This is a genomic window from Acinetobacter legionensis, from assembly GCF_048551735.1.
GTDB lineage: Bacteria > Pseudomonadota > Gammaproteobacteria > Pseudomonadales > Moraxellaceae > Acinetobacter.
In genome coordinates this window covers 310,871-323,643 of record NZ_JBIMBV010000001.1, presented here as the reverse complement: position 1 = coordinate 323,643, position 12,773 = coordinate 310,871, and the positions used below count along the sequence as shown (strand labels likewise).

Genomic DNA, 12,773 nt, shown 5'->3' with positions numbered 1-12,773 from the left:
TCCAAATATTAAGCTCACAAAAAAATATAATTTTCATTTTAATCATTAAAGATCAAAGCGCTTACGCGCTTTATCATTTATCTTTCATCTCAAACATACTAAATTCAAAGTTGTCTTTAAAGCTGATTTCCTCTGGACGTTGTTGTTCCATTTTATTCTTAAGAATGACTTCTTTATTCCATACAGGTAGAGGTTTTATATTGAGCAATATTCGTCTTGCAATAAAATTACATACATCGAAAGGATAGGAAAATAAGGCAGGAACCCAGTTATCATGATAAATGATTCGAAATGACTTCCATGTATCTCGATAACTTTCTTTTGCTCCAACGACCTGTTGGCAAAACGTTAATTGTGTAAACGGATCTATTGTTCCATACATCGGATTAGGCTTTGGATAAAGTTCTGCTGGTCCTTTATGCATAAAATGACATATAAATGACCATAAGCCTTGGGTATTATCCCAACCAATCATTGGAAAGCCAATAACAAAGGTATGTTTTAACAGGCCATCATCTACAATATGCGCTCTAAGCTCTCTTAAGGTAAATCCTGAAAGACCAAAACTTGTCCCCATAACATAAACAACATCTTTCCAATCTCGCTCGATATACTCAGCATCAGTTAAATAAAAAAATACTTTACCTGTTTTTCGATTAAACAAGATCGGTTTACATAACGGTTTCTTATGATCATATTTAAAGTATGGACTCAAAAAACCATATAAAGTAAAAAACAATAAGAATAAATAAACAAATATAACAAATATATATTTATAAATCCCTTCACTATAAAATGGTTTGATCAACATATACATTAAACAACCAATTAAGAAAAGAACTAAAGGTGATATAAAAACAAACATACTAAGTGATTTACCCAATCTTGCATAAGATTGATCGATCAGTTCAATATAATCATCATTCATTCTTAGAAAAGACCAGTTATGATTGCGTTTAAATTCATCATGAGGATTTAAAAGTACATCACCTTTATCTAATTTTGAAAAAGGTATGTTTTCTTTAAACACATCATAACCAAACACATGTTTTTTAATTTTACTTTTCATCACATTACCGTCTTTAACTGATCTGTTTGCTCGAAGATATCGCTAAATCTTTTCTTTTCAGTATTGGTCGATAGTAGGCATCGTTGTATCCATATTTGAATATTGTTCTCTTTTACAAAATAGGCAATTAAAGAAAGAATGATGCCTAAAGCAATTGCAATCCATCCAAAAGGATTAAGCATAAAAATCATTACTGAGCCTATAATTACACTAACACCACTAGCGGCCAAAATAAAACCATAAGTAGACTCTCCATTAAGACTTGCGTTAACCCCATTATATACATCAAAACCACCAAAAATTAATCCTGCAAATAATCCAAAACCTCGCCAAATTTTTCCTGCTAAAACGCTTCTATCATCTGTAGTGAGTTTTAAAATAAAACTATTCATTGACTTTAACAGCCGAGATTGTGACGTGATTTTATCACTTGAATTCAACAGTGCGCCCACTGCTTCTACAGTGGACATGGTTAGACCAATCACAGCAGCACTTCTGCGACCAACTTTTTCATATTTATTGTCAAAACTTTGACTAAAAACAGTACAAATTGCCCAGCCTTGTAAACCAACAATTGCGACTTTAATCATAAAGAATTTAAAATAATCTGAGCTTGGGCTTGGCTCTATGGCATCTTCAGCAATAACGCTCACATTCATCGTACTTTGTTTTTTTAATAACTCAGCATGCTTTTTTACAGCCTCTCTAAAATTTTTCGGTAAATTTTTCTCAAACTCAGGATTTACTTCTAAACGAGGCACATCGATATATTTAAGATGTTTGTATTTATCATATAGATAGTTCCAATCACTATTTTTTATAACATTTCCTAGACCATTATCTTTGCCGACGATATTTTGATGTGATCTATAATAATTTCGCATTTTCGAGTTAAAATCGCTTTTGCTCGTAAAAGTAATACGTTCAGACTTGACTTCTGACAAACTAAACATTGAAATCATCAAGGGTTGTAATGGATGAGCGGCTAAAGCATTGGGCGGTGTTAAGCCTGTGATGTTTAAAAAGGCTTTGCTGATATTCGTCAACAATGTAAATTTTAATTCTTCCGTTCGAGCTGTACTTAAAAAGCCATGAAAGGAATTGATGAAATCCCCAAAAGGCTGTGTAGCAAAAGCTCCATTTAAATTAGTCAGCGACCATTTATTAATTTGTTCATTTAACTTTTGACGAAGTCCATTTGAATTTAAAGCAAGAAAATTTAAAAAATAATTATTAGGATCTCGAGTGTTATATAAGTACTGCCCCATGTATTTATTCATTTTTGGACATAATTTGCTACTTTCTAAAACTAGATTGACACACATGCCAAGAGAAACACCATCAACTAAATTATCTTTTTCTTGGTTAAAGAAAAAATGGTCCGCAATTACGCTTTCCTTAAGAAACTCCTGACCTATTCCATCGAGCGTATCCGCATAGCCTGCCTGCACTTGTTTTTTCTGCTTAAGCGTGGCTAAACCTGCATTAAATCTATTTGAATCAATATGCTGGACATATTCTGTATTCCATTCTTGATTTTTTACTTTTTGTTCTGCTGCTTTTTGGGCTCGCTCCTTAGCATTGAGTTCTTCTGTTGTTTTTTTATCATCCCACACGTCCTCAATGAGTCCACCAATCATTGCTCCTTGCCCACCATACATACGAATTTTTTGTTTCGCTTCCTCATTTCTTTTTAATTCGTCATTGGTAAAGTAAGGATAATCATTAATCCCAAAGTTATTTTTTAACACTTCTAATGTATTTACGGTTTTTTCATCATCAGTATAATCTTCGTCACTCATCATTTGATTTGCAACTTGAGCTGAAATATCCATCACTACGCCAACAGGGTCATCAATCGCAAATACAGCGCCAAAAAGTATTCTTGCTTTTGCATCATTTGACAAAGCCGCGGTGAGCTCCTCTTTGGTATGCTCTTTAAGAAATGAATCATCCAAACTTGAGTCTGAAAATAATCTATAAGCTAAATTATTAGTTTTAACTTGGTTAATATCTTCATTTTGAGACAAAGTGTTTTCAAGTATATCTTTAGATGTCTTCCCTGACAGATAGGAAAAATACTCTGAATATGAAAATAAATCTTTTGATATATTATTTTTTAACAGACTGTTTTCTAGAGTTCCTTGACCTTTTTCGCCAGCCACCCATTCTGTCTTAGAATCTGCACAAAAACTCTCAATTCCCGTCTGCATTGGAAATGTGCCTTTTGCGTACTGTCCTGCAATAAATTTTTTTACGTCAAATTTATCCATATATTTTTCGTAAAATTCAGGTGACTTGTTTCTCAGCTTCGTTGCTTTGCTCCATGCGTTTTCAGAATATTTGAAATATACAAAAGAAGCTTCATTGGGTTTGGGTACAACGATCGTTAAAGCATTTGCTCTATGCTTAATATTCATGCAAGGCTCATCACCCTGCTCCATTAAAACTAAGGGTCTAGATGAGTAATCTTGATCATAATTTGATTCATTAATACGTTTTAAAAAACCCTTTTCAGAAATTTTATATTCTTGCCATTGATTTAAATGCTTTATGAAAACATATAAAAAACCTTTTCTTAAAGTGCTTCCTTTAAAACCATACTGTTCCATTGATGTTTCAGTTTTATGTTTAGGATAGCTATAACTAGCCTCTGTAGCTGTAACCTCAATCGTAGGCAGGGGCTCAACTTTTACTTCAGGATTATTAGTTGAATCATGACTGGATGCTTCTAAAGCTGACGCGGCTGTTGAAGCTTGCGGACTAGATGGCTTATAGGAGTTAATAAAATTAAACTTGGTTTCTTCTAAACTCGATAAATATTCATCAATCTGTGATTTTATATCTGCTATGTTATATAATTCTTTTTGATTTGCATCGTCATCAAGTGAATTATTTGCACCTGTTGATGAAAATATATAGCGATTCACAAAAATCTTTAAGCCAATATCTCTTTTACAAAAATCACAACTCTTAGAATCCATACACCACCTTATTTTTTAAATTTTCATCATCAATATTTTGTTTTTTAAAAAAATCATCCCACTCAGACGTTGAAAGCTGTTTGCTTGCCTGTTCATAGCCTTTGGGACTTTCTGTTAAACGTTGAAAAAAGTGGGTTTCAAGAAAGCTTTCACCGATTAAATCTGCATGAAAAATGGATGCTACAGCATCATCCTTGGTCAAAATCCCTTTATTTTTTATTAAGTCTGCATAATTAAAAATCTGACTAACTTTTAAAAAGTATGCTGGCAGATCGTCTGTCTTGAATTTTAACTTTTCAAACACTCTATTGTTTACACTGATTTTTTCCAATAAATCATGATCAGGCTGTTGAATAAAATCCCCCTCAGATCCAGCGTCAAAGTACAATGTTTCATTTAAGAAATTAAATTCAATATTTTTAAAATATTTATTGATCCATAAAAAATCCTGACTCTCAAAATAATTGAGTAACATCCAAATTTTCGGATCAAAAAACCGATACAAATACTTCTTAGTGCCTACTTCATAGACTAAATTTTGTTTTAAGTGATCAACAATATCAGGTTCTCGAGTTGGAACACTTTTAAACGTCATTAGAAAAAAAGGTGAAAGCCCCGCTTTGATCTGATTTTGATCATGTTGCTTTATTTCATCAACAAGCGAAGCATCAACTGAATTTAAGCGCAATAAATACGGAAAAACATGCTGTACATTCTTCGCATAATCAGGTGCTAAAGACTTAAGTTGAGCTTCCACATCATAAAAATATTGAGCATTTAGATTCGGGTCAATAATGACGTAATCATACTCAATCACTTCTTTTGGATGTATAGCCTCTAATAACATTATGAAAGCTCCACAGAAGCATCACCTTTTGCCGCAGCACCAGAAACACGCATTTCACAAATAGGAAGTTGAGGAATGTCTGAATTAATCTTCGCACCACTGGTAAACTTCTGTTGTCCTGACTTCACCTGAAACAAACCACCTGTTGTTGAAAATACCCCTGAACCATTAATCTTTAATTCAGAACCATCACCAATCAACTTAATCTCTTTCGGACTAATGATATAAACCGCGTCTTCGGTCGAAATGATTTGAATCCCTTTGCGTGCAATCACATCTGCACCACCATCTTGAGCTTGAAGTTCAACTTTACCTTTTCCAGCAAATAACCTTGCCCCTTCCTGTGCCGCAAAAAGACTGATCTTAGCACTGGCATGCCCAATCAAAGCCTTTTGTGTGCTTAGGTTGATACTGTCGCCTGCGGTATGACTGATTTGCCCATCTGCTGAAAGATGAATATCTTCGTTACTGGCAAGCGCAATCGAATTAGGTGAAGCCAACATCATCACCGCAGACTTAAATGCATCTGCTTTTTTCGGATCTTGTTGGTCTAGTGTATTGATAAATCCTTTTATTCTTTCCAACACTTCCAAAGGATCAGTTTGCTGATTCTTGGCAACTTCACTTAAGGCCTTAGAATTATTTAGGCTGCTTTCTAACTGACTTTTCGCCGCAGTTGCATCAAGGTGATTGCCTGAAGCTGAATCTTGAGCATAGGTACTCAGTAGTAGGCCTTGCCCAGCTCGTAACGCTCCCCATTGGTCTGTTCTTAGTTCAAAGCCTTCGCCTCGTCCTTCACTGGTATCAGTTTCTTTAGGATGGCTCAGATTACCGAGATTGAGTTGACTCGTGCCGTGACTGCTTTGTAGCTGGCTGCTGATTTGGTCTGTGGTATCGTCAAATCTAAGCTGGCCATAGCCACTGCCTTTAACTTCTCGACTTTTGATCCCTGCCAGTTTTTTTGTATCAGGCAATTGTCCTTTGTCATCAAATTTCGTTGGGCTTCGTTGCGCTTCATGGATACGCCCCACTACAAATGGTCGGTCAATATTGCCATCAAAGAAATCTATCACGACAATCTCACCAATCCTCGGCAAGAACCGCGCACCATAGCCTTCACCTGCCCACGGGGTCAGTACATCCACCCAAGCGGAATCGGTGTCGTTGTCATTGCTCCCTGCACCACCATCATGACTGTGGTCTTCATTTCGGGTAAATAGGAAGCGAACTTTAATACGTCCCCATTCATCCACATGAATTTCTTCTCCACTTGGCCCAACCACTTTGGCACGTTGTGGATGGGTACTTGGACGGTGTTGTAGTGGATGGTATTCAGGAACAGTGGTGATATTACGGCGTTGTAGTACCAATTGATTGGCTTGGCGTTCTGGGTTGTTTGGATCTGCTTTATTTTTGTTTACCCAATTGCTTTGTTGGAGCAAGCGATTGATTTGTTCACTCAGATCTTTGGGTAAATTGTTCTGGTTATAGAATGTCTTTGACGTGATCAGAAATTCTTTGTCTGAGCCATTGTGTTGGTCTATTTCTGGGTGTTCGTTTAACTCAAACCAATACCCCACTTGCGCATCACGTACAGTAGAGTTGGCTATAAATTGTTTGGATTGAGCATCATAATAATGGCTCAGGTTTTGGTTAATCTTTTCAATCTGATTGTTATTTGAAGCGGTTGCTTGATCTTCACCATTCAGGTCTTGAATCCATGCTGGGCTAATATGCCAAGCCTGTTCTAAACCAAGACTGGCATTATTCTGGTTTTGACTGTGTTGGTGTTTGCTTTGGACACTGCCTGCACCCTCTTCTTGCTCTAACACATCTGCTTGCCAGCGTTGTACGTGGACAGCAGTGGGTTGTAAGCTACGTTGCCCGATAAAGCTGGTGATGCTGTCTTGTTGTTCTGTGGCACTGCTACGATGAAAGCGAATCTTTCTTCGTTCTAGCGCTTTGTATTCGTTATTATCATCCACCAAACGCAGTTTTTGTGGTTGAATTTGAGTCGCAGAACTAGGCACAATCAACTGTGCTTCATCAATCAGCCAGTTGATCCCCTCACTGCGCATCAAGCGGCTTAAAAATGCGTAGTCACTTTCGTTGCTCTGCATGATGAATGGTCGGATATCGTAATCTTTTTTCAGTCCACTTTTATCGAGGCTTAGACTCGATGCAAAGAGTGGGCTTTTATCTTGCCATTCTTTAAACAGCGCTTCTATGACTTGAACAACCGACTTATTCATAAACACTCGGCTGTTACGGCGTTTATGCCACAGTGAAGTGGCATCTTCGAGTTTGAGTTTATATAGCGTCAGTGCACCATCACTCTGCCCTTGTGCTGCTTCGGTAATCACCCCTGTACTACGAAACAGTTGTCCATGATCTGTGACTTGATCGATGGCCACTTGGCTACCAATGAATTGTTTAAGCGGAATCACAGCCGAAGTGGCAAGGCAAATCAATTCAATAGACACGCCTTGGTTCAGACCATGTTGTCCATCGATGCGTTGTAAGAAGACTTGAGCAGTCAAATTAGGATTGCTAAATTGGATATGCAAGGCTCGTTTTTGCGCAGTCAATCCAAGGTGTTGCAGAGCCGAAAATATATTGGCAAAATTCATTTTCTTATCAAACTTAAAATAATATTAATATTTATGAATATTTAATCAAAAAAAACGATTGAATCCTAGTTTATTGATCGGTTAATTTTTTAAAATTTGTAAAAAAACCTCAATATTCACGTTTTAATATTGAGGTTTATGTCTTTAATTCAATCAGTTAAATAAACTTAACTTTATTCGCTATCCATCATCGACTGGCTCATACCGACCGTATTAAAACCAGCATCGACATACAGAATTTCACCTGTGATCCCATTTGCCCAAGGTGAGCATAGGAATAAGGCTGCATTACCAACGTCTTCAATCGTCACATTACGTTTTAACGGTGCAATTTTTTCATTGGCATCTAACATTTTACGGAAAGATTTAATCCCAGATGCCGCTAAAGTACGGATTGGACCTGCTGAAATTGCATTTACACGGATACCCTCAGCACCTAAGCTTGATGCTAAATAACGTACCCCTGCTTCCAAAGATGCTTTCGCCATACCCATAACATTATAGTTTGGCATAACAGACTCTGAACCTTGGTAAGTTAAAGTCAATAAACAGCCTTGGCGAGCCAACAATAAAGGTTTTGCTGCACGAGCCATAGCAACAAAACTATAAGCACTGATGTCATGAGCAATTTTAAAACCTTCACGATCTGTGACGTCCGTGAAATCACCATCAAGTGTATGCGCAGGTGCAAAGCCGATTGAATGTACAACACCATCCAAACCATCCCAATGCTTTGCTAATTCAGCAAATGCGTGGTCAATCTCAGCATCCACAGCAACATCACAAGGGAAAACTAAAGTAGAACCGAATTGTTCTGCAAAATCATCTACACGTTTTTTTAGTTTATCGTTTGGATAAGTAAATGCGAGTTCTGCACCTTCACGATGTAATGCCTGAGCAATACCAAATGCAATGGATAATTTACTTGCAATACCCGCGATTAAAAAGCGTTTACCTGCCAATAGTCCTTGTGCCATGAAATTCTCACCTGATCAATTTTGTAAGCATAATGCCAAGTCTTGACCCATAACTAAATTGCATAATGCATCTTTTTTTAAAAGTTTACTAAAAACATAAAAAAAGGCGCACTCAATCGAATGCGCCTTTTTAAATCTATCAATCTATATAAAGGGAATAATTAATCATCACCTTGCAACAAGCTCAATAAACGTAAGAATGAATAGTACATCCAGACCAATGTTGCCAATAAAGCGATACCACATAACCATTCATAAGCTTTCGGCGCACGTTGTGCAGCAGCAGATTCAATCAAGTCGAAATCAAGAATCAAATTCAATGATGCAATCACTGCAACAAATGCAGCAAAACCAATACCTAAAATGCTACTTTCAAATAAGAATGGAATGCTTGAACCAAAAGCCAAACGCATAATGAACTGCACCACAAAAACCAATGCAATTGCGATAGATGCTGAAATCACAATAGATTTAAATTTTTCAGTTGCACGAATAATTTGGAATTTATATAAACCAAACATCACTAAAGTTGTGATAAAGGTAGCTAAAAGTGCTTGTAATGGTACGCCCGGAAACTTCAGCTGGAAGATCACTGAAACACCACCCAAGAATGCACCTTCAAAGAATGCATAAGGAATAGCTAAAACACGTGCGGTATTCGGTTTAAATGTAGCAACCAATCCAAGAATCAAACCACCAATTGCACCGACCATTGCGGCAGCATAGGCAATTCCAACATTCATTGTGGTAAAGCTATAGAAAAAAATTCCAACACCGAGTATGGCCGCAATAACAGTCAATAAAACTGATTTTTGAATTGCGCCTTGTACAGTCATTGGCTGTTCATAATCTGCATACGTTTCCGCACGCGTTAAAATTGGGTTATTACTTTGCATAGTCAATCTCTTTGTAATAATTCAAATATATATAAGGATATTAAAACGTTTTTTATGCAAACAATTTGAACTGCTTGCTATTTTTTGTAACGAGTTGTCAGAGGACATCAGCTTTAGTATAGCTTAAAAAACCAAAATGCATAGCAAAAAAAGAGGCTAAAAAGCCTCTTGTTTCAATCTGATATGTAATGAGATTTAACCACTCAGATGATTAATCTTGATTGGCGATAAAGAAATACTGACGATAATATTTAAGTTCAGCAATCGAATCGCGGATATCATCCATTGCCAAATGTGAAGCATTTTTCTTTAAACCGCTCATAATTTCAGGTCTCCAGCGTTTTGCTAACTCTTTCACTGAAGACACGTCCAAATTACGATAATGGAAGAATTGTTCAAGCTCAGGCATTAAACGGTGCATAAAACGGCGATCTTGGCAAATTGAATTACCACACATTGGCGAAGTTTTAGGATTAATCCATTTCTTCAAAAATTCTAAGGTTTGCTGCTCTGCATCTTGCGCTGTGAGTTTACTACGACGTACTCGTTCAATCAGCCCTGACTGACCATGTTGTTTGGTGTTCCACTCATCCATTGCATTGAGGATAACATCTGATTGATGCACTGCGAGTACAGGCCCTTCCGCCAAAATGTTCAAATGATCATCTGTTACAATTGTCGCAATTTCAATGATCTTGTCATTATCTGTATCTAAACCTGTCATCTCTAGGTCGATCCAAATTAAGCGGGTATCCGGAGTGCTGCTCATATAGTGCAATCTTATTAGGCCAATAAAAAATGAATAGTAGCAAATTTCTTGCATCTTCGCTGTAATTCATTCGCCTGTCATGGTATTTTTGCCTTCTCATTTTTAAGGTTTTTAGGATATGAATGGCTTTAATTCGTAAACGTCGTTTAACTGAACAGCAGCAACGCCGCATTCAGAAACAACATAAAACACGTCAAGAAGAAATCGACACTTCCAATGACCTTGAAGGTCTTGTTGTTCAGCATTATGGACGACAACTCGAAGTACAAGCCCTTTCTGTTCCTACTCAACATCCGCAAAAACCCATCGTCAATGAAGGTGATACAGAGCCCTTTTGGAAACCGATTGAATTAGGCAGTGTTTGGCGCTGTCATACACGAACCAATTTAGAGCTGTTAGTGACGGGCGACAAAGTTCAATGGCAAGCAGATCCCAATACAGGTTTAGGCATCATCACCGCCATTCATCCAAGGACTTCATTGTTAACGCGTCCCGATCGTTATCATAAAGTTAAACCTGTGGCAGCCAATATCAGTTTAATTGTCATCGTCTTTGCAACTCTGCCTGAGCCAGCACCCACGCTGATTGATCGCTATTTAGTGGCATGTGCGGATGCTGATATTCCAGTCCTTTTGGTATTAAACAAATCAGATTTACTCAAAGAAAATGACCCTATTTTAGATCTGATTAAAGAATATCAAGACTTAGGCTATGAAGTACTGATTACTCAGTCTGAAGGTGATATTAGCGAATTAAAGCAACGACTCGACAACGAAACTGTTGCTTTCGTTGGGCAATCAGGTGTCGGCAAAAGTACCTTGATTAATGTCATCGTTCCTGATGCAGAGCAGAAGACCAATATTATTTCTGAAAACTCGGCGCTCGGACAACATACAACGACCTCTACCCGTTTGATTCGTTTTGGTGAAAATGGCGCCTTGATCGACTCGCCCGGCATCCGTGAATTTGGGCTTTGGCATTTGAGCCTAGAAAAGATTGATGCAGGCTTTCCTGAAATTTCGAACTTGATTGGGCATTGCCAATATCGTAATTGCACGCACACGCATGAGAAACAGTGCGCCATTAAAAAAGCGGTAGAAAATGGTGAAATTCTAGCCAGACGACATGAAAGTTATTTACGCTTAATTGAAGAAATCACTGATGCGCAACAAAAAAATTAAATTTCTTCTTTGAGAACCTTGAAGCGGTGATTTTGATCACCATATATATACGCTATACTCGACGCAATTTTTGATTGTAATTAGGTGACTTGTGGAACGTTGGTTTGAGTTTATGGGGAATCACCCCTTCTTATTTGGTATTTTAGGGGTACTGGCGATCTTGTTCTTTATTTTTGAAGGACAACGCAGTGGTCGTAAGATTTCACCACAATCACTTGGTATTTTAGTAAAAGCTAAAAATGCGATGTTGATTGATTTACGCGATGCTAAAGATTTCCGTGAAGGTCATGTGAGTGGCAGCCGCAACATTCCATACAGTCAAATTGCCAGTCACATTGAAGAGTTAAAAACTGCTGACCGTCCTTTAGTATTTATCTGTAACTTAGGTCAAGTTGCAGGAAGTGCTTTGCAACAAGTCGGCCATGCAGACAGCTATCGTCTTGATGGTGGTATCAGTAACTGGAAAGCCCAAGGCTTGCCATTAGTTAAAGCTAAAAAATAAGCTTAAGGAGCTCAACATGACTGCTGAAGTAAAAGTATATTCAACAACTTTTTGCCCATACTGTGTACGTGCGAAATCTCTACTTGAGCGTAAAGGTGTTGCTTTTACCGAAATCAATCTCGATGAAGAAGCACCTGAAGTTAAGACTGAGCTGATCCAGAAAACTCGACACCGTACAGTGCCACAAATTTTTATTAATAATGAATTTATCGGTGGTTTTGACCAGCTTTATGCTTTAGAAAAAGCCGGCAAACTCGATGAGTTACTTGGTTAATCCACAACTTAATTAATGAATCACTTCTTAAAATTTAAGGAATAAAGAATGAGTGAAGAACAACAAGCTCAACCACAACTTGCTTTAGAACGTATTTATACAAAAGACATTTCTTTTGAAGTACCTGGGGCTCAAGTTTTTACCAAAGAATGGCAACCTGAATTAAACATCAACTTGTCTTCTGCTGCTGAAAAAGTGGATGCAACCCACTTTGAAGTGTCTTTAAAAGTTGTTGTTCAAGCGAACAATGCTGGCGATACAGCATTTATCGTCGATGTAACGCAATCAGGTATTTTCTTGATTGATGGTATTGAAGAAGACCGCCTTCCATACATCTTAGGCGCTTACTGCCCGAACATTTTGTTCCCATTCTTGCGTGAAGCAGTTAATGATCTTGTAACGAAAGGTAGCTTCCCTCAATTACTTCTTACGCCAATCAATTTTGATGCAGAGTTTGAAGCAAATATGGAACGTGCCCAAGGCGCTGCTGCTGAAGGCCAAGCTTAATTTCTCAGTAATTAAGTTTAAAAGACCGCGCTATGCGGTCTTTTTTATGTTTGATCAGATAAAATCACTCAAACTTCACAAACGTGGGTGATGCAATTTTTTATAATTTAAACATCACAATAAGCATGAAAAATAAC

11 protein-coding genes are annotated in these 12,773 nt (G+C 37.4%); 4 read left to right on the top strand and 7 right to left on the bottom strand.

Annotation, left to right across the window (positions count from 1 at the left end):
- Positions 1 to 73: 73 nt before the first annotated feature.
- The 7 genes from ACG9ZL_RS01545 to orn form a co-directional block, all read right to left on the bottom strand.
- On the bottom strand, positions 74 to 1,069 hold the full coding sequence (locus ACG9ZL_RS01545) for a DUF6708 domain-containing protein (protein ID WP_419358819.1): 996 nt from the start codon (positions 1,067 to 1,069) through the stop codon (positions 74 to 76).
- Positions 1,069 to 4,053, bottom strand: coding sequence for a T6SS effector BTH_I2691 family protein (locus ACG9ZL_RS01540; protein WP_419358817.1), 2,985 nt, complete (start codon positions 4,051 to 4,053; stop codon positions 1,069 to 1,071). The genes ACG9ZL_RS01545 and ACG9ZL_RS01540 overlap by 1 nt, the downstream gene beginning before the upstream one ends.
- Positions 4,043 to 4,900, bottom strand: coding sequence for a hypothetical protein (locus ACG9ZL_RS01535; protein ID WP_419358816.1), 858 nt, complete (start codon positions 4,898 to 4,900; stop codon positions 4,043 to 4,045). Before ACG9ZL_RS01535 ends, ACG9ZL_RS01540 begins: the two co-directional genes overlap by 11 nt.
- Positions 4,900 to 7,530: a type VI secretion system Vgr family protein gene (locus tag ACG9ZL_RS01530; protein WP_419358813.1), complete on the bottom strand. Its 2,631-nt coding sequence runs from the start codon at positions 7,528 to 7,530 to the stop codon at positions 4,900 to 4,902. The genes ACG9ZL_RS01535 and ACG9ZL_RS01530 overlap by 1 nt, the downstream gene beginning before the upstream one ends.
- Positions 7,531 to 7,703: 173 nt before the next feature.
- Positions 7,704 to 8,507, bottom strand: coding sequence for an enoyl-ACP reductase FabI (locus ACG9ZL_RS01525; RefSeq protein ID WP_004725837.1), 804 nt, complete (start codon positions 8,505 to 8,507; stop codon positions 7,704 to 7,706).
- Positions 8,508 to 8,668: 161 nt separating this feature from the next.
- Entirely contained in the window at positions 8,669 to 9,403 is a 735-nt protein-coding gene (locus tag ACG9ZL_RS01520; RefSeq protein WP_004816949.1) for a Bax inhibitor-1/YccA family protein, read from the bottom strand.
- 211 nt (positions 9,404 to 9,614) lie between these two features.
- Complete coding sequence (gene orn, locus ACG9ZL_RS01515) at positions 9,615 to 10,172, bottom strand: oligoribonuclease (protein WP_004725833.1); 558 nt, start codon at positions 10,170 to 10,172, stop codon at positions 9,615 to 9,617.
- 122 nt (positions 10,173 to 10,294) lie between these two features.
- On the opposite strand from orn, the gene rsgA reads away from it, so the two are divergent.
- From rsgA to secB, 4 genes are all read left to right on the top strand, one after another.
- On the top strand, positions 10,295 to 11,353 hold the full coding sequence (gene rsgA, locus ACG9ZL_RS01510) for a small ribosomal subunit biogenesis GTPase RsgA (protein WP_419358811.1): 1,059 nt from the start codon (positions 10,295 to 10,297) through the stop codon (positions 11,351 to 11,353).
- 91 nt (positions 11,354 to 11,444) lie between these two features.
- Entirely contained in the window at positions 11,445 to 11,855 is a 411-nt protein-coding gene (locus ACG9ZL_RS01505; protein ID WP_004725828.1) for a rhodanese-like domain-containing protein, read from the top strand.
- A 16-nt stretch (positions 11,856 to 11,871) separates the two neighbouring features.
- On the top strand, positions 11,872 to 12,129 hold the full coding sequence (gene grxC / locus ACG9ZL_RS01500) for a glutaredoxin 3 (protein ID WP_004725827.1): 258 nt from the start codon (positions 11,872 to 11,874) through the stop codon (positions 12,127 to 12,129).
- A gap of 48 nt (positions 12,130 to 12,177) precedes the next feature.
- Positions 12,178 to 12,636 (top strand): protein-export chaperone SecB, encoded by a 459-nt coding sequence (gene secB / locus ACG9ZL_RS01495; RefSeq protein ID WP_004725824.1) that lies wholly within the window; start codon positions 12,178 to 12,180, stop codon positions 12,634 to 12,636.
- Positions 12,637 to 12,773 lie beyond the last annotated feature (137 nt).

Bases quoted from the DNA above. Each gene is read 5' to 3' on its own strand.
- ACG9ZL_RS01545 (WP_419358819.1), bottom strand. From the start codon at position 1,069: ATGAAAAGTAAAATTAAAAAACATGTGTTTGGTTATGATGTGTTTAAA.
- ACG9ZL_RS01540 (WP_419358817.1), bottom strand. From the start codon at position 4,053: ATGGATTCTAAGAGTTGTGATTTTTGTAAAAGAGATATTGGCTTAAAG.
- ACG9ZL_RS01535 (WP_419358816.1), bottom strand. From the start codon at position 4,900: ATGTTATTAGAGGCTATACATCCAAAAGAAGTGATTGAGTATGATTAC.
- ACG9ZL_RS01530 (WP_419358813.1), bottom strand. From the start codon at position 7,530: ATGAATTTTGCCAATATATTTTCGGCTCTGCAACACCTTGGATTGACT.
- ACG9ZL_RS01525 (WP_004725837.1), bottom strand. From the start codon at position 8,507: ATGGCACAAGGACTATTGGCAGGTAAACGCTTTTTAATCGCGGGTATT.
- ACG9ZL_RS01520 (WP_004816949.1), bottom strand. From the start codon at position 9,403: ATGCAAAGTAATAACCCAATTTTAACGCGTGCGGAAACGTATGCAGAT.
- orn (WP_004725833.1), bottom strand. From the start codon at position 10,172: ATGAGCAGCACTCCGGATACCCGCTTAATTTGGATCGACCTAGAGATG.
- rsgA (WP_419358811.1), top strand. From the start codon at position 10,295: ATGGCTTTAATTCGTAAACGTCGTTTAACTGAACAGCAGCAACGCCGC.
- grxC (WP_004725827.1), top strand. From the start codon at position 11,872: ATGACTGCTGAAGTAAAAGTATATTCAACAACTTTTTGCCCATACTGT.
- secB (WP_004725824.1), top strand. From the start codon at position 12,178: ATGAGTGAAGAACAACAAGCTCAACCACAACTTGCTTTAGAACGTATT.